Origin of the sequence: Pseudomonas sp. BP8, assembly GCF_017875955.1 — a bacterium.
Taxonomy (GTDB): domain Bacteria; phylum Pseudomonadota; class Gammaproteobacteria; order Pseudomonadales; family Pseudomonadaceae; genus Aquipseudomonas.
Genome location: NZ_JAGINK010000001.1, coordinates 1,733,882 through 1,751,736, shown reverse-complemented (window position 1 = coordinate 1,751,736; position 17,855 = coordinate 1,733,882). Strand labels below are relative to the sequence as shown.

Here is a 17,855-nt window from a genome sequence, read left to right as displayed (position 1 = left end):
CTCCTTCGTTTTGCCAAAGGACACTTCACCATGCGTATCGTTGTTGCATTGGGCGGCAACGCCCTGTTGCGCCGCGGCGAACCGTTGACCGCTGACAACCAGCGGGCCAACATCCGCATCGCCACCGAACAGATCGCCAAGATCCACCCCGGCAATCAATTGGTCATCGCCCACGGCAATGGCCCTCAGGTCGGCCTGCTGTCCCTTCAGGGCCAGTCCTACAAGCCAGACGAAGCGTATCCGCTGGATGTGCTCGGTGCCGAAACCGAAGGCATGATCGGCTACATCATCGAACAGGAACTGGGCAACCTGCTCGCCTTCGAAGTGCCGTTCGCCACCCTCCTCACCCAGGTTGAAGTCGACCCCAACGACCCTGCGTTCAAGGATCCGACCAAGTTCATTGGCCCGGTTTACGCCAAGGACGAAGCCGAGCGCCTGGCCAAGGAAAAGGGCTGGGTGGTCAAGGCCGATGGCGACAAATACCGCCGCGTGGTGGCCAGCCCGAAACCCAAGCGCATCTTCGAGATCCGCCCGATCAAGTGGCTGCTGGAAAAAAGCAGCATTGTCATCTGCGCCGGCGGTGGCGGTATCCCGACCATGTATGACGAGCAGCGCAAGCTCAAGGGCATTGAAGCGGTGATCGACAAGGACCTCTGTTCGGCGTTGCTCGCCGAGCAGCTTGAGGCCGATCTGCTGGTGATCGCCACCGACGTCGACGCGGCGTACATCGACTTCAACAAGCCCAGCCAGAAGGCCATCGCCCAGGCCCACCCCGACGAACTGGAGCGGCTTGGCTTTGCCGCAGGCTCGATGGGGCCGAAGGTCCAGGCAGCCTGCGACTTTGCCCGCAACACCGGCAAGGTCGCCGTGATCGGCTCGCTGGCAGACATCGAAGAGATCGTCAAAGGCACGGCCGGGACGCGGGTTTCAACCGCCAAGCCCGGTATCAGCTACCGTTGAATGCAGTTGGCGGGCCTGTGGCCCGCCTTTTTCAACCTTGCGGAGGATTGCACCATGGCCAAATTCGAACCGGGGCATGTCCATATCGAGCGCACTGCGCTGAACAACAACGACCACAGCTACGATCTGAATATTCAGTACGAAGCCGCGCAGGACCCCCAGGAAGGCCGGGGTATCCAGTTCCATTTGCATGGCAGCATCGAGGGCAAGACAGTCGACGAGAAGTTCTTTTTGCCCAAGGACCAGGTGCTGCCAAGTTTTCTCAGCCTGGCCACGCGCAAAGCCCAGAGCTACATGCCCGCTGGCAAGAAATTCGAGAGCCTGGGCTCTTCGCACAAGATCTACGACCTGATGTTCGAGGACATACGCCAGCAGCTGGACGTGAAATCCGGCGACCCGATCAAGCCCGAGCATCTCGGCTGAAGCAGTCTTGCTCCTACAGGATCGCAGTGGGCGAACGGATCGTAGCTGGATGTGATACCGGTGAGGGCTGCGCCCTCATTTCGCGACACAAGGCCGCTCCCACAGTGATCGCGCTAACTTTAAGGTTGTGTGCCAAACAGAATCCCCCCGCAGAGTCCGCGCATGCCCCAAGACTGGTGCTGTGTCTGTAGAAGCGGCCTTGCCGGGGAGCCGGACCGGTCGGAAAGGATCGCGTAGCGGTCCCCGCGCTATTGGGCATGCCCGAATTCTCAAGGCATACTGACGCCCTCCCCGGTCACTGCCCTACAGCCCCTCATGCGCATCCACGTCAGCTTCATCGACCGCGTCGGCATCACCCAGGAAGTCCTGGCCCTGCTCGGTGCCCGCCACCTCAACCTGGATGCGGTGGAGATGGTCCCGCCCAACGTCTACATCGACGCCCCCACGCTCAGCCCGGCAGTACTTGAAGAACTGCATGACGCGCTGTTCGAGGTCCACGGCGTACAGTCGGTCGAAGTCGTCGACATCCTCCCCGGCCAACGCCGCCACCTGCAACTCGATGCCCTGTTGGCGGCCATGAGTGACCCGGTACTGGCGGTCGACAGCGCTGGCAAGGTGCTGTTGGCCAATCCCGCGCTGATTGCCCTGTGCGGGCGAGAATCGGCCGGGCGCTCGGTCGGCGAACTGTTCAAGGACCCTGACCTGCTGCAGGCGCTGCTGGACAACAACTTCCACCTGCCGATGCGTGAGATGCAGCTCAACGGCCAAAGCCTGCTCCTGGATGCCACCCCGATCACCAACGCTGGCGGCTTGCTCACCCTGTACCCACCAACCCGCATGGGCGAGCGCCTGTCGGCCCTGCACCACGACCACGCCGAGGGGTTCGACGCGCTGCTCGGTGATTCTCCGGCCATCCGCACCCTAAAGGCCCGCGCCCTGCGCGTGGCGGTGCTCGACGCGCCGCTGCTGGTGCATGGCGAGACGGGCACCGGCAAGGAGCTGGTGGCCCGCGCCAGTCATGCCCTGAGCAGCCGTCACGCCGCACCATTTCTGGCGCTCAACTGCGCCGCACTGCCCGAGAGCCTGGCCGAGAGCGAACTGTTCGGCTACGCCCCCGGCGCCTTTACCGGCGCACAACGGGGTGGCAAGCCCGGGCTGATGGAGCTGGCCAACCAGGGCACGGTGTTTCTCGACGAGATCGGCGAGATGTCGCCGTACCTGCAGGCCAAGCTGCTGCGCTTTCTCAGCGACGGCAGCTTTCGCCGGGTTGGCGGTGATCGCGAGGTCAAAGTCGACGTGCGCATCATCAGCGCGACCCACCGCGACCTGGAGCGGATGGTCGCCGAAGGGACCTTCCGCGAAGACCTGTTCTACCGCCTCAACGTGCTCAACCTGCAGGTACCGCCGCTGCGTGAGCGTGGCCAGGACATCCTCCTGCTGGCGCATTACTTCATGCAGCAGGCCTGCACCCAGATCCAGCGCCCGCCCTGCCGCCTGACGCCAGGCACCCATGCCGCGCTGCTGGCCAATCCCTGGCCGGGTAATGTGCGGCAATTGCAGAACGTGATCTTCCGCGCCGCGGCGATCTGCGACAGCAATCTGGTCGACATCGACGACCTGGACATTGCAGGTACATCAGTGGCGCGCGGTCAAGAAGGTGAGGTGGCGAGCCTGGAGCAGGCAGTAGGCGACTTCGAGCGCGAGTTGCTGCAGCGCTTGTATGCCAGTTATCCCTCGACCCGGCAACTGGCGGGGCGCTTGCAAACTTCCCACACCGCGATTGCCCAGCGGCTGCGTAAATACGGAATTCCAAACAAGGCCTGACAGGGTTACTGCGAATTTTCTCAGCACTCTTGGGCACTGGGCCTTCATGCTCAGGAAAATCCCGTGTAGTTATCAGATTTTTCTTGGGGGCTACCCCCGGACGCATTCAAGTACTGCCGCGTAGAATGGCGAGCCGGGCACTTGCACTCGGCCCCTGAACAGGGCCCCGTCCGCCTTCTAGAAAATGAAGAGTAGCCTTAATGCTTGAACTTGATTTTTACGGGACACTTGTCGCCGCATCCCTGGTATTACTGTTGGGCCGTGGTCTTGTTATGCGCATCAGTTTTCTGCGAACTTACAATATCCCGGAACCGGTCGCAGGCGGCCTGCTCGTGGCGCTACTCCTGCTGGCGTTGCGCGCGCTGGAGATTCAGGTCAAATTTGATACTTCCCTGCAAACGCCATTAATGCTGGCGTTCTTTGCCACCATCGGCTTGAGTGCCGATATCAGTAGTTTGAAAAAAGGCGGACGCGTTGTTGGGGTCTTTTTATTGGCGGTGACTGGGCTTCTGGTGGTGCAAAACGCCATGGGCATCGGCCTGGCGAAAGCGTTGGGACTCGACCCGTTGCTGGGACTGCTGTCCGGTTCGATCTCCTTGTCGGGCGGCCACGGTACGGGCGCCGCCTGGGGCGCGACCTTCAGCGAACAGTATGGCGTAGCGTCGGCCACTGAACTGGCACTGGCTGCGGCAACCTTTGGTCTGGTGCTGGGCGGCCTGATCGGCGGCCCGGTCGCTCGCCTGTTGATCAATCGGGTGCAAACACCTGGCCTCAAGCAGGAAACATCACGTTTGCCCAAGGGCTTTGAACAGCCGAACGAAGAGCGTTTGATCACCCCATTTTCAATGATCGAGACCTTCGCCTTGATCTCGACCAGTTTGATGGCCGGTACGCTCTTGAGTGGTGTGTTGCAAGGCACTGCGTTGGCCTTGCCGACATTCGTCTGTGTGTTGTTTGTCGGTGTGCTATTACGCAACGGGCTGTCTGCGTTAGGCCTGTATCAAGTCTTTGAACGGGAAGTTTCGGTATTGGGCAATGTCAGCCTGTCGCTGTTTTTGGCGATCGCATTGATGTCGCTCAAATTGTGGGATCTGGCAGCACTGGCCCTGCCCTTCTTTATCTTGCTGGCCGCGCAAACATTGGTCATGGCCCTGTTTGCGATTTTCGTGACATTCCGAATCATGGGTTCCAATTACGACGCAGCAGTCTTGGCAGCAGGCCACTGCGGTTTTGGACTGGGTGCAACGCCCACTGCGATTGCCAATATGCAAGCCGTCACCCAACGCTTTGGGCCCTCGCAGATTGCGTTCCTGGTGGTGCCGATGGTGGGCGCGTTCTTTATCGACATCATTAACGTGATTGTGATCAAGTTGTACTTGGCGCTGCCATTCTTTGTCGCCCTTTGACAGCTGACAACGATCACGTAGCACGCTGCGCTCGCCAGAGTGTATTTAAATCAATACGCTGTACTGAATTCGATACATATCCCCATCGGTAAGCAATACCAAGGGTTTGATCCTCAAACCCTTTTGCCCACGCTCGCTACTGTATCGGTTTCATTCCACAGGCCTGAGCAAAGCTCATATTAAAATATTTAAGCCATTGATTTATAACAGCTTTTAATCAATGGCCGCATTTTTGCTTAGAGAAGCCCAACCCAAGAGTGCGGCCCACCGCGCCCACGCCCTGCTTCCCTGAGGAATTCCCATGAGCGAGTTGCGTTTCACTGAAGATCACGAATGGCTGCGTACTGAAGCCGATGGCAGCGTCACCGTAGGCATCACCGCCTTCGCCCAGAACGCCCTGGGTGATGTGGTCTACGTGCAACTGCCGGAGCTGCAGCGCTACGAGCAAGCTGCCGAAGCTTCCACCGTCGAATCGGTCAAAGCTGCCAGCGGCGTATACATGCCTCTGAGTGGTGAAGTGGTGGCAGTCAACGAGCAACTGGCTGACAACCCCGAGCTGGTCAATGAAGACCCGCTGGGCGAAGGCTGGTTCTTCCGCTTCGTCCCCGCCGACGCCAACGCCGTGGCCGCCCTGCTCGACCAGGACGCCTATGACCGCCTGATCAAAGCCAACGCCGACGCCTGAGGAGCAACCGACCATGACTATCAACCTCGGCACCGCCAACGAATTCATCGCCCGCCACATCGGCCCGCGCACCGCTGACGAGCAGGCCATGCTCGCCACCCTCGGCTTCGACAGCCTTGAGGCCATGAGCGCCGCCGTCATCCCCGACAGCATCAAGGGCACCAGCGTGCTGGGCAACAGCGACGGCCAGAGTGAAGCCGATGCCCTTGCCGCCCTGAAGGCCATCGCCGGCAACAACCAGCTGTTCAAGAGCCTGATCGGCCAGGGCTACTACAACACCCACACCCCGGCACCGATTCTGCGCAACCTGCTGGAAAACCCCGCCTGGTACACCGCTTATACCCCGTACCAGCCCGAGATTTCCCAGGGTCGCCTGGAAGCGCTGCTGAACTTCCAGACCTTGATCAGCGACCTTACCGGCCTGCCAATCGCCAACGCCTCCCTGCTTGACGAAGCCACCGCCGCCGCAGAAGCCATGACGTTCTGCAAACGCCTGTCGAAAAACAAAACCAGCCACGCCTTCTTCGCCTCGGTCCACTGCCACCCGCAGACCCTCGACGTCTTGCGCACCCGTGCCGAACCGCTGGGCATCGACGTAGTGGTCGGTGATGAGCGTGAACTGAGCGACGTCAGCGCCTTCTTCGGCGCACTGCTGCAATACCCGGCGAGTAACGGCGACGTGTTCGACTACCGCGAGTTGGTAGAGCGCCTGCACGCGGCCAATGCCCTGGTCGCGGTCGCCGCCGACCTGCTGGCGCTGACCCTGCTGACCCCGCCTGGCGAGTTCGAGGCCGACGTGGCCATCGGCAGCGCCCAGCGCTTTGGGGTGCCGCTGGGCTTTGGTGGCCCGCATGCGGCCTACTTCGCCACCCGCGATGCGTTCAAGCGCGACATGCCCGGGCGCCTGGTCGGGGTCTCGATCGACCGCTTCGGCAAGACTGCCCTGCGCCTGGCCATGCAAACCCGCGAGCAGCACATTCGCCGCGAGAAGGCCACCAGCAACATCTGCACCGCGCAGGTGCTGCTGGCCAACATCGCCAGCATGTTCGCCGTCTATCATGGCCCGGCAGGCCTCAAGCGCATCGCCGAGCGTACCCACGCACTGACCGCGATCCTCGCCGCCGGCCTCACCCAGCTGGGCACCGAGGTGGTCACCGAAGGCTTCTTCGACACCCTCACCCTGGCCAGCGGCGAAGCCACTGCGGCCCTGCACGACAAGGCCAGTGCCCAGCGCATCAACCTGCGCCAGATCGACGCCGGCCACGTTGGCCTGTCGCTCGACGAAACCTGCGGCCAGGCCGATGTCGAAGCGCTCTGGCAGGTATTTGCCGGCGACCAGCCGCTGCCCGACTTCGCCACCCTCGCCGCCGCCAGCGCCTCGCGCCTGCCAGCCGCACTGGTGCGCCAGTCGGCAATCCTCGAGCACCCGGTGTTCAACCGCTACCACAGCGAAACCGAACTGATGCGCTACCTGCGCCGCCTGGCTGACAAGGACCTGGCGCTGGATCGCAGCATGATCCCGCTGGGCTCTTGCACCATGAAGCTCAACGCTGCCAGCGAAATGATCCCGGTCACCTGGGCCGAATTCGGCAACTTGCACCCCTTCGCACCTGCCGCGCAGAGCCAGGGCTACCTGCAGATGACCCGCGAGCTGGAAGCCATGCTCTGCGCCGCCACTGGCTATGACGCCGTGTCGCTGCAGCCCAACGCCGGCTCCCAAGGCGAGTACGCCGGCCTGTTGGCGATCCGTGCCTATCACCGCAGCCGCGGCGAGGCGCACCGCAATATCTGCCTGATCCCGTCCTCGGCGCACGGCACCAACCCGGCCACCGCACACATGGCCGGCATGCGCGTGGTAGTCACTGCCTGCGACGCCCGTGGCAACGTCGACATCGACGACCTGCGCGCCAAGGCCATCGAACACCGCGAGCAGCTCGCGGCAATCATGATCACCTACCCGTCGACCCACGGCGTGTTCGAGGAAGCGATCGGCGAGATCTGCGCGATCATTCACGACAACGGCGGCCAGGTGTACATCGACGGCGCCAACATGAATGCCATGGTCGGCCTGTGCGCCCCCGGCAAGTTCGGCGGCGACGTCTCCCACCTGAACCTGCACAAGACCTTCTGCATCCCTCACGGCGGTGGCGGGCCCGGCGTCGGCCCGATCGGCGTCAAGTCGCACCTGGCGCCATTCCTGCCGGGCCATGCCACGCTGGAGAACACCGGCGGTGCTGTCTGCGCGGCACCGTTCGGCAGCGCCAGCATCCTGCCGATCACCTGGATGTACATTCGAATGATGGGTGGCGCTGGCCTGACCCGCGCTTCGCAGATGGCCATCCTCAACGCCAACTACATCGCCCGGCGCCTGGAAGAGCACTATCCTGTGTTGTACACCGGCGGCAATGGGCTGGTGGCACACGAGTGCATCCTCGACCTGCGCCCGCTCAAGGACAGCAGCGGCATCAGCGTCGACGACGTGGCCAAGCGCCTGATCGACTTCGGTTTCCATGCCCCGACCATGTCCTTCCCGGTGGCCGGCACGCTGATGATCGAGCCGACTGAGAGTGAGGCCAAGGAAGAACTGGACCGTTTCTGTGAAGCGATGATCAAGATCCGTGAAGAGATTCGCGCGGTCGAGAACGGCAGCCTCGACAAGGATGACAACCCGCTGAAAAACGCCCCGCACACTGCGGCGGAACTGGTCGGCGAGTGGACCCACGGCTACAGCCGCGAGCAGGCGGTATACCCGTTGGCGAGCCTGGTCGAAGCCAAGTACTGGCCACCGGTCGGCCGGGTCGACAACGTCTTCGGCGACCGCAACCTGGTCTGCGCCTGCCCGTCGATCGAGAGCTATCAGGACGTCTGAGGCGCCTGTCAGAGGGGCTGCTGTGCAGCCTTTTCGCGGCACAAGGCCGCTCCCACAAGGGGCGGCGGCACTCACCATCCCTGTGGGAGCGGCCTTGTGTCGCGAGAGGGCCGCGTAGCGGTCCCAGGGCCCTGTCAAACGACGTCAAGCCAACTGGAGGAAGCACCATGTCACTGAGCGTCTTCGACCTGTTCAAGATCGGCATCGGCCCCTCCAGCTCGCACACAGTCGGCCCGATGCGCGCCGCCGCCCGCTTCGCCGAGGGGCTGCGCCGGGACAACCTGCTGGCGCAGACGGCCAGCGTCAGGGCTGAGCTGTACGGCTCGCTGGGCGCCACCGGCAAAGGTCACGACAGTGACAAGGCGGTGCTGCTCGGCCTGGAAGGCGAGCACCCGGACACCGTCGACACCGAGGCCATCCCTGCCCGCCTGCGGGCCATCCGCGACAGCGGCCATTTGCGCCTGCTCGGCGAGCACGACGTCGCGTTCATCGAGAAGCAACACCTGGCGATGATCCGCAAGCCCCTCGCCTACCACCCCAACGGCATGATCTTTCGCGCCTTCGACGCCGCCGGGTTACAGATCCGCAGCCGCGAGTACTACTCGGTGGGCGGTGGTTTCGTAGTCGACGAAGAGGCTGCCGGCCACGACCGTATCGTCGAAGACAGCACACCACTGACGTACCCGTTCACCACCGGCAAGGCGCTACTCGCCCATTGCACTGCACAGCAACTGTCGTTCAGCCAGGTGATGCTGGCCAACGAAGCTGCCTGGCGCCCGGAAAGCGAGACCCGCGCCGGGCTGCTGCGTATCTGGCAGGTGATGCAGGACTGCGTCGAGGCGGGCTGTCGTCACGAAGGCATCCTGCCTGGCGGGCTGAAGGTCAAACGCCGGGCACCGGCGCTTTACCGCCAGCTCAGTCAGCACCCGGAGGCGAGCCTGCGCGATGCCCTGTCGGTGCTCGACTGGGTCAACCTGTATGCGCTGGCAGTCAACGAAGAAAACGCCAATGGCGGGCGCGTGGTAACCGCGCCCACCAATGGAGCGGCGGGCATCGTCCCGGCGGTGCTGCATTACTACATGCGCTTCGTTCCAGGGGCCAGCGACGACGGCGTGGTGCGGTTTCTCCTCACCGCCGCGGCCATCGGCATTCTGTACAAGGAAAACGCATCGATCTCGGGTGCCGAAGTCGGTTGCCAGGGCGAAGTGGGCGTGGCCTGTTCGATGGCGGCTGGGGCGCTGTGTGAAGTCATGGGCGGCACCCCGCAACAAGTCGAGAACGCCGCCGAGATCGGCATGGAACACAACCTGGGCCTGACCTGCGACCCGATCGGCGGCCTGGTCCAGGTGCCCTGCATCGAGCGCAACGCCATGGGCTCGGTAAAGGCCATCAATGCCGTGCGCATGGCCTTGCGCGGCGACGGCCAACACTTCGTCTCGCTCGACAAGGTCATCCGCACCATGCGCCAGACCGGCGCTGACATGAAAAGCAAATACAAGGAGACCGCCCGCGGCGGTCTGGCCGTCAACATCATCGAATGTTGAGCCCAACAATAACCAAGGAGTCATCGATGTCCGAAACACTGCTCAAGACCCCCTTGCACGCCCTGCACCTGGAGCTCGGCGCGCGCATGGTGCCGTTCGCCGGCTTCGACATGCCGGTGCAATACCCACTGGGCGTACTCAAAGAGCACTTGCACACACGTGAGCAGGCCGGCCTGTTCGATGTTTCGCATATGGGCCAGATCCTCCTGACCGGCAGTGATGCGGCCCGGGCTCTGGAGTCGCTGGTACCGGTCGACATCATCGACCTGCCGGTAGGCATGCAGCGCTATGCGATGTTCACCAACGAGAACGGCGGAATCCTTGACGACCTGATGGTCGCCAACCTGGGTAACGACCAGCTGTTCCTGGTGGTCAATGCCGCCTGCAAGGAGCAAGACCTCGCCCACCTGCGCCAGCACATCGGCCAGCGCTGCGAGATCCAGCCGCTGTTTGCCGAGCGCGCCCTGCTCGCCCTGCAAGGCCCGGCGGCGGTCAAGGTACTGCAGCGGCTGGCGCCAGAAGTGGCGAACATGACCTTCATGCAGTTCCGGCCGGTCAAGCTGCTGGAGCAGGACTGCTACATCAGTCGCTCGGGCTACACCGGCGAAGACGGTTACGAGATCTCGGTGCCTGCCGCGGGTGCCGAAGCCCTCGCCCGGCGCTTGCTGGCCGAGCCTGAAGTGCAGGCGATCGGCCTCGGCGCGCGCGATTCGCTGCGCCTGGAAGCCGGCCTGTGCCTTTATGGCCATGACATGGACAGCAGCACCACGCCGATCGAGGCAAGCTTGCTCTGGGCCATTTCCAAAGTACGGCGCGCCGACGGACCGCGCGCCGGTGGATTCCCTGGCGCCGAGGCTGTGTTCGCGCAACAGCAGCAGGGCGTTGCGCGCAAGCGTGTCGGCTTGTTGCCACAGGAACGCACGCCAGTACGTGAGGGCGCAGACATTGTCGATGAAGCCGGTACGGTAATTGGCAAAGTGTGCAGCGGTGGCTTTGGTCCGACACTCGGCGCACCGCTGGCGATGGGCTATGTCGATAATGAACACAGCGCACTTGATACAGCGCTGTATGCACTGGTCAGAGGCAAGCGAGTAGCCTTGAAAGTCAGCAAAATGCCTTTTGTTCCGCAACGTTACTATCGCGGCTGAAGGCCGCGCGAGGCAGGCGTCGGTTATTCGTTTTCGAACCTGCCTAATAACTTTTGAACATGGCGCCAGCCCAGGCGCCATGCAGCCTGAGGCAATGTGTTCGGTAATCGGAAAAGGGGCGAAATCTGGCCATTTGCAAGGGCTTGTTTTTCTCGCTGGACTTGTCGTACATTCAGCTCACTGTGTTTGCATGGGTCGCTTTAGTTGGTGACCTGGGCAAGTAGCCGCTATTGCTACAACCCGCTCGACGTCTCTGACTTTCCTGCAACCCAGCCCAGTACTCTTTCGCTTACAGGAAGCGATAGAAACTGTCATCACTATCCAAGATTCATAGGAAGCAAGACCATGGCTGAGCGTCAGAGCGGTACCGTCAAGTGGTTCAATGACGAGAAAGGTTACGGCTTCATCACCCCAGAGAGCGGTGCTGATCTGTTCGTTCACTTCCGTGCCATCCAGGGCAACGGCTTCAAGAGCCTGAAAGAGGGCCAGAAGGTCACTTTCGTCGCGGTCCAAGGCCAGAAAGGCCTGCAGGCTGACGAAGTCCAGGCTGAAGGCTGATTTCTCGTAAAAAGCCCCTGCATTGATTTGCAGGGGCTTTTTTATGCCCGCGATTCCATAGAATGCGCCTTTGCCATCTGGAGCTGCCATGCATGTCCAAGCATTCCCTCATACCTCAGGGTGATTTCCCACCGGTAGGCCTGGGCCGTCGCATGGCGGCGATGTTCTATGACTTTTTGCTGTGCACCGCCCTGCTGATCGTGACGGCAGGCGGGTACAAGCTGGTGCAAGGGGCGATTATCGGCGAGCAGCGCATGCGTGAGCTGACTGATGCTGGCGCGCTGGATGGCGACCCGCTGTTGTCGACGATCCTGCTGTTCGCCCTGTTCGGGTTCTTTGCCAAGTTCTGGACCCATGGTGGTCAAACCTTGGGCATGCAGGTCTGGGGGGTACGGGTGCAGAACGCCGATGGCAGCGCCATCAGTTTGTGGCAAGCGCTGCTGCGCTTTGTCGTGGCGATTGCGTCTTGGCTGTGCCTGGGGCTGGGTTTTATCTGGTCACTGATCGACAAGCGCAAGCGCAGCTGGCATGACATCTATTCCGAAACTCAGCTGGTGCGGGTGCCCAAGCAGAAAAAATGAATCAGTGGCCCTAGTAGGATTTTCACGGGTTGTTGGGGGGATGGTCTGTTGGGTTGGGTTGGCTTGGGTTGGCTTGGGTTGGCTTGGCTTGGCTTGGCTTGGCTTAGGAATTGTGGGCTTATCCATTTGATGTGGCGACTTTTCTGGCCCCTTCCGCCCTTACGGCGGGTCACTTTTTTTCTTGGAAAAAAGTAACCAAAAACCGCCTGCTCCTGCATCCGGCCCTTCGCTGCGCTACGGGTCCCCTCGCTCCGGTCTTGCTCCGGGAGGACCGCGCTGTACGGCCCATCCTGGGCCTCAGCGCTTTCCGGCCATCCATGGCCTCCACCTCCCTGCGCCAGACCTCCACTCGGCCTCCTGACGTCGCGAAGTTACGGGTGGCGCCTGGGCTGGCGTTGTCTTCGATAGTGGCAGGTGTGGTGGATATTCGGGCCTCTTCGCGGGACAAGCCCGCTCCTACAGGATCTGCGCAGATTTCGAATTCGCGCAGTACCTGTAGGAGCGGGCTTGTCCCGCGAAGAGGCCGGTACTGCCAATGCAAATCGCAGGGCGCAGCCCTGCCCAGCCACCCCACAAATCCGCTGGTAAATAAACAAAGCGAGAGCGCAGCGATTCGCCAGCCATTGCCCTAGCTGTAGATCTTGATCTACCAGCGACTCCACTCGGCCTCCTGAAGTCGCGAAGTTGCGGTGGCGTCTGGGCTGGCGTTGTTTTTGATAGTGGCAGGTGGAGTGGATATTCGGGCCTCTTCGCGGGGCAAGCCCGCTCCTACAGGATTTGCGCCGAATTCAAAATTTGCTCAATCCCTGTAGCGGGCTTGTCCCGCGAAGAGGCCGGTACTGCCAATGCAAATCGCAGGGCGCAGCCCTGCCGGCCACACCACAATTCCGCTGGTAAACAAACAAAGCGAGAGCACAGCGATTCGCCAGCCATTGCCCTAGCTGTTGATCTTGATCTACCAGCGACTCCACTCAGCCTCCTGAAGTCGCGAAGTTGCGGTGGCGTCTGGGCTGGCGTTGTTTTTGATAGGGGCAGGTGGGGTGGATATTCGGGCCTCTTCGCGGGGCAAGCCCGCTCCTACAGGTATTGCGCCAATTTTGAATTCGGCGCTGTACCTGTAGCGGGCTTGTCCCGCGAAGAGGCCGGTACTGCCAATGCAAATCGCAGGGCGCAGCCCTGCCCAGCCACCCCACAAATCCGCTGGTAAATAAACAAAGCGAGAGCGCAGCGATTCGCCAGCCATTGCCCTAGCTGTTGATCTTGATCTACCAGCGACTCCACTCGGACTCCTGAAGTCGCGAAGTTGCGGTGGCGTCTGGGCTGGCGTTGTTTTTGATAGTGGCAGGTGGGGTGGATATTCGGGCCTCTTCGCGGGGCAAGCCCGCTCCTACAGGTATTGCGCCGAGTTCAAAATTTGCGCAATCCCTGTAGGAGCGGGCTTGCCCCGCGAAGAGGCCGGGACTGCCAATGCAAATCGCAGGGCGCAGCCCTGCCAGCCACCCCACAAATCCGCTGGTAAATAAACAAAGCGAGAGCGCAGCGATTCGCCAGCCGTTGCCCTGGCTTTTGATCTTGATCTTGCTCTTGATCTACCAGCGACTTCAGGAGGCCGAGTGGAGGTCTTGCGCAGGGAGGTGGAGGCCATGGATGGCCGGAAAGCGCTGAGGCCCAGGATGGGCCGTACAGCGCGGTCCTCCCGGAGCAAGACCGGAGCGAGGGAACCCGCAGCGAAGCGGAGGGCCGGATGCAGGAGCAAGCGGTTTTTGGTTACTTTTTTCCAAGAAAAAAAGTGACCCACCGTAAGGGCGGAAGGGGCCAGAAACGCCACCACATCAAATGGATAAGCCCCCCCAACGCACAAGTGAGCCCTAGCCCATCAACCCGCCCGACGCAACAACCACACCCCAGCCAGGGCACAAACCCCCGCCGGTATCACCACCGCCAACAGCGGCGGGAAGCCGAAGACCTGGCTCGAAGGCCCCAGCAGGTCCTGGGCAATGCGGAACACGAAGCCCACCAGCACACCGGTGAACACCCGCTGGCCCAACGTCACCGAACGCAGCGGACCAAAGATGAACGAAATCGCCATCAGCACCAATGCCGCAGTCACCGCCGGCTGCAACACCTTGGTCCAGAACGCCAGCCAGTACCGCGCATTGTTCAGACCCTGATCCTTCAGGTAGTGGATGTAATCCCACAATCCGGTAATCGACAGCGACTCCGGCGCCAGCACGACCGTGTTGAGCAACTGCGGCGTCACCGACACATCCCAACGCTCTTCCGGAGCCTTGACCACTTCGGTGTGATCGCCACGGAAATAGGTCGTGCTGACATCGCTGAGCAGCCAATGATCGTCGTTGTACTTGGCCCTGCGGGCAAAGCTGGAAGTGACGATCTTGCGTTCTTCATCGAAGCGGTAGCGGGTCACGCCCAGCAGCAAGCCATTGGGCTGCACCGAGTTGATGTGCACGAACTCCTCACCCTGGCGGTGCCACATGCCGCGCTTGGAGCTCTGCGCCTCACCGCCGCCCTGGGCCAGGGAGCGTTCGGCCTGGCCCTTGTTCTCGGTCACAGGCGCCACGTACTCACCGATCAGCACGCCGGCCAGCATCAGTACCAGCATCGGTTTCATCACCGCCCAGACGATGCGCCCAATGGACACACCCGCCGCGCGCATGATGGTCAGCTCGCTGCTGCTGGCCAGGCTGCCAAGGCCGATCAGGCAGCCGATCAGTGCCGCCATCGGCAACATCTCGTAGAGCCGGCGTGGCGCGGTGAGCATGACGAAGTAACCGGCGTCGAGCACGGTGTAGGTATCGCTCAGGTCGCCCATCTCATCGATGAAGGCGAACAACGAGGCCAGGCCGAGAATGATCCCGAGCACAGCCAGAATGGCCATCAGCACGCTCATGCCGATATAGCGATCAAGCTTAGCCATGGGTCACCCCCGCACGCTGCGCAGCACGTTTGAGGCGCATCGGCTCCCAGTACATCAGGCCCAGGCCGATCAACAGGAACAGTCCATGCACCCACCACACGCCCAGCGCAATCGGCAGCTTGCCCTTCTCGAGGGCGCCGCGTACGGAAATCAGCATTGTCAGGTAAGCCATGTAGAGGAGGATCGCCGGCAGCAGCTTGAGGAAGCGGCCCTGGCGCGGGTTGACCCTGGACAGCGGCACCGCCATCAAGGTGACGATGAACACCAGCAGCGGCAACGACAGGCGCCACTGCAGCTCGGCGCGCTCACGCAGGCCTTCATGCCCGAACAGTTGCGAAGTCGGGATGGCCTCGCGCTCGGTGACTTCTTCGCTGACTTCAGGCTTGGGCAGCAGTACACCGTAAGTGTCGTACTTGATCGCCCGGTAATCGGCCTGGCCAGGGTTGCCGTCGTAGCGGTAGCCGTTTTCCAGAATCAGGTAGCGGTTGCCGTCGGCCTGCACTTCCTGATGGCCCTTCTCGGCCACCAGCACCGAAGGCGCGCGGTCCTTGGTCTTGTCCTGGTTGAAGCGCTTCTCGGAGATGAACACCCCATCGAGCTTGACCCGATCATCCGACAACCGCTCGGTGTAGGTAACCCGCGAGCCGTCACGCAGCATCTGGAAACGCCCAGGCACCAGGGTGTCGAACTCGGTCAGGGCGTCCTGCTGGTTGATGATCTGCTGCACCTGCGAAACGCCCTGTGGCGCCAGGCTCAGGCTGAGCCAGGCGACCAGCAGGGCGACCAGCGCCGCCGGTGCCATGGTCATGGCGAGCAAACGCTGCTGGCTCATGCCCGTGGCGGAAAGCACGGTCATCTCGCTTTCAAGGTAGAGCCGGCCATAAGCCAGCAGAATCCCCAGGAACAGCCCCAGCGGCAGGATCAGTTGCAGGAATCCCGGCAGCCGGAAGCCCATGATCAGGAACAGCACGCCGGGGTCGAGTACCCCCTGCGCGGCCTGTGCCAGGTATTTGATGAAACGCCCGCTCATGATGATCACCAGCAGCACAGCGCTGACGGCGCTCAAGGTCAGCAGGACCTCGCGGGACAGATAACGAAAGACGATCAAACCAGACACTCCTGGGTTGTCAGGGGCGGACAGCCAAATAATGGCTTCAGACAGCCAAGACCAATGCCGGTTCGCCAACGGCGAACCTCCATGTAAAGTGCGCGCATTATCCTGTGATTGCCCTCGGCTGTCACTTGGCCGCGCACGACAGCGTACATCGGGGTTGTCATCAAGCTGGCGGCAGGCTCAAACTGGCAGCTTTTCCGCTGGCACGCGACGACGCGGCCATGCCCTTGTTGCGCGCACACGATTGGCGCCATCTGACAGATCATTCGGGGACCCTGACATGGAACTGGTTGTAAAAAGCGTAGCCGCTGCATCCTTGAAAACCGCCACGCTGGTCGTGGCCGTCGGCGAAGGGCGCACGCTCGGCGCCGTCGCCAAGGCTGTCGACCAAGCGACCGAGGGTGCGATCTCGGCCGTGCTCAAGCGTGGCGACCTGGCCGGCAAGCCTGGCCAGACCCTGCTCCTGCAAAACCTGCCGGGCCTCAAGGCCGAGCGCGTGCTGCTGGTCGGCAGCGGCAAGGACGCCCTCGGTGACCGCACCTGGCGCAAGCTGGCAATCAGCGTTGCCGGCGTGCTGAAAAACCTTGGCGGCAGCGACGCGGTACTGGCGCTGGACGACATCGCCGTGACCGGCCGTGATGGCCACTACGGCAAGTATCGCCTGCTGGCCGAAACCCTGCTCGACGGCGAATACGTGTTCGATCGTTTCAAGAGCCAGAAAGCCGAGCCGCGCGCGCTGAAAAAGATCACCCTGCTCGCCGACAAGGCCGGCCTGGCCGAGGTCGAGCGCGCTGTCCAGCACGCCACTGCGATCGCCACCGGCATGGCCTTTACCCGCGACCTGGGCAACCTGCCGCCAAACATCTGCCACCCGATCTACCTGGCCGAACAGGCCAAAGAGCTGGGCAAGGCGCACAAAGGCCTCAAGGTCGAAGTGTTTGACGAGAAGAAGATCAAAGAACTGGGCATGGGCTCGTTCTACGCGGTAGGCCAGGGCAGCGAGCAGCCGCCACGGCTGATCGTCATGCAGTACCAGGGCGCCAAGAAGAGCGAAAAACCCTTCGTGCTGGTCGGCAAGGGCATCACCTTCGACACCGGCGGCATCAGCCTCAAGCCTGGCGCCGGCATGGACGAGATGAAGTACGACATGTGCGGCGCCGCCAGCGTATTCGGCACCCTGCGCGCCGTGCTCGAGCTGAAGCTGCCGATCAACCTGGTGTGCATCCTGGCCTGCGCCGAGAACATGCCAAGTGGCAACGCTGCCCGTCCGGGCGATATCGTCACCACCATGAGCGGGCAGACCGTCGAGATCCTCAACACCGACGCCGAAGGCCGCCTGGTGCTGTGCGATGCGCTGACCTACGCCGAACGCTTCAAGCCTCAAGCGGTGATCGACATCGCCACCCTGACCGGCGCCTGCATCGTTGCCCTCGGCAGCCACACCGCCGGCCTGCTGGGTAACAACGACGAGCTGATCGGCCAGTTGCTCGACGCCGGCAAGCGCGCCGACGACCGCGCCTGGCAGCTGCCGCTGTTCGATGAGTACCAGGAGCAACTGGACAGCCCGTTCGCCGACATCGCCAACATCGGCGGGCCGAAGGCCGGCACCATCACCGCCGCGTGTTTCCTGTCGCGCTTCGCCAAGGCCTACAACTGGGCGCACCTGGACATCGCCGGCACCGCCTGGATCAGCGGCGGCAAGGACAAGGGCGCCACGGGCCGCCCGGTACCGATGCTGACCCAGTACCTGCTCGACCGCGCCAACGCGTGATCCCTCTAGGCGAGCGGCCTTTGCGGTCGCTCGC

Annotated in this window: 13 protein-coding genes; 11 read left to right on the top strand and 2 right to left on the bottom strand. The window is 62.3% G+C overall.

All coding sequences use genetic code 11. From position 1 onward, the window contains the following. The first annotated feature begins 30 nt into the window (after positions 1–30). The 10 genes from arcC (at position 31) to J3B00_RS07560 (ending at position 11,998) form a co-directional block, all read left to right on the top strand. Positions 31–960, top strand: coding sequence for a carbamate kinase (arcC, locus tag J3B00_RS07605; protein ID WP_209866260.1), 930 nt, complete (start codon positions 31–33; stop codon positions 958–960). A gap of 54 nt (positions 961–1,014) precedes the next feature. After that, entirely contained in the window at positions 1,015–1,383 is a 369-nt protein-coding gene (locus J3B00_RS07600; protein WP_209866257.1) for a DUF5064 family protein, read from the top strand. A gap of 315 nt (positions 1,384–1,698) precedes the next feature. Continuing rightward, complete coding sequence (locus J3B00_RS07595) at positions 1,699–3,207, top strand: sigma-54-dependent transcriptional regulator (RefSeq protein ID WP_209866254.1); 1,509 nt, start codon at positions 1,699–1,701, stop codon at positions 3,205–3,207. Positions 3,208–3,407: 200 nt separating this feature from the next. Then, the gene (gene gltS, locus J3B00_RS07590) at positions 3,408–4,613 is read left to right on the top strand and encodes a sodium/glutamate symporter (RefSeq protein WP_209866251.1); all 1,206 of its coding nucleotides are present in this window, start codon (positions 3,408–3,410) and stop codon (positions 4,611–4,613) included. A 301-nt stretch (positions 4,614–4,914) separates the two neighbouring features. After that, a complete protein-coding gene (gcvH, locus tag J3B00_RS07585; RefSeq protein ID WP_209866248.1) occupies positions 4,915–5,298 on the top strand; it encodes a glycine cleavage system protein GcvH in 384 nt (127 codons plus the stop codon). Positions 5,299–5,311: 13 nt separating this feature from the next. After that, a complete protein-coding gene (gene gcvP, locus J3B00_RS07580; RefSeq protein ID WP_209866245.1) occupies positions 5,312–8,167 on the top strand; it encodes an aminomethyl-transferring glycine dehydrogenase in 2,856 nt (951 codons plus the stop codon). A 167-nt stretch (positions 8,168–8,334) separates the two neighbouring features. Then, positions 8,335–9,711: an L-serine ammonia-lyase gene (locus tag J3B00_RS07575; protein ID WP_209866242.1), complete on the top strand. Its 1,377-nt coding sequence runs from the start codon at positions 8,335–8,337 to the stop codon at positions 9,709–9,711. Positions 9,712–9,737: 26 nt separating this feature from the next. Then, positions 9,738–10,859, top strand: coding sequence for a glycine cleavage system aminomethyltransferase GcvT (gcvT, locus tag J3B00_RS07570; RefSeq protein ID WP_209866240.1), 1,122 nt, complete (start codon positions 9,738–9,740; stop codon positions 10,857–10,859). A 345-nt stretch (positions 10,860–11,204) separates the two neighbouring features. Next, positions 11,205–11,417, top strand: coding sequence for a cold-shock protein (locus J3B00_RS07565; protein ID WP_209866237.1), 213 nt, complete (start codon positions 11,205–11,207; stop codon positions 11,415–11,417). A 92-nt stretch (positions 11,418–11,509) separates the two neighbouring features. Further along, entirely contained in the window at positions 11,510–11,998 is a 489-nt protein-coding gene (locus J3B00_RS07560) for an RDD family protein (protein ID WP_209866234.1), read from the top strand. 1,876 nt (positions 11,999–13,874) lie between these two features. Here J3B00_RS07560 and lptG read toward each other — a convergent pair. Both lptG and lptF read right to left on the bottom strand, forming a co-directional pair. Continuing rightward, positions 13,875–14,936, bottom strand: coding sequence for an LPS export ABC transporter permease LptG (gene lptG / locus J3B00_RS07555; RefSeq protein ID WP_209866229.1), 1,062 nt, complete (start codon positions 14,934–14,936; stop codon positions 13,875–13,877). After that, a complete protein-coding gene (lptF, locus tag J3B00_RS07550) occupies positions 14,929–16,044 on the bottom strand; it encodes an LPS export ABC transporter permease LptF (RefSeq protein WP_209866226.1) in 1,116 nt (371 codons plus the stop codon). The genes lptG and lptF overlap by 8 nt, the downstream gene beginning before the upstream one ends. 286 nt (positions 16,045–16,330) lie before the next feature. Here lptF and J3B00_RS07545 point away from each other — a divergent pair, with 286 nt between their 5' ends. After that, entirely contained in the window at positions 16,331–17,821 is a 1,491-nt protein-coding gene (locus J3B00_RS07545) for a leucyl aminopeptidase (protein ID WP_209866223.1), read from the top strand. The last annotated feature ends 34 nt before the right edge of the window (positions 17,822–17,855 follow it).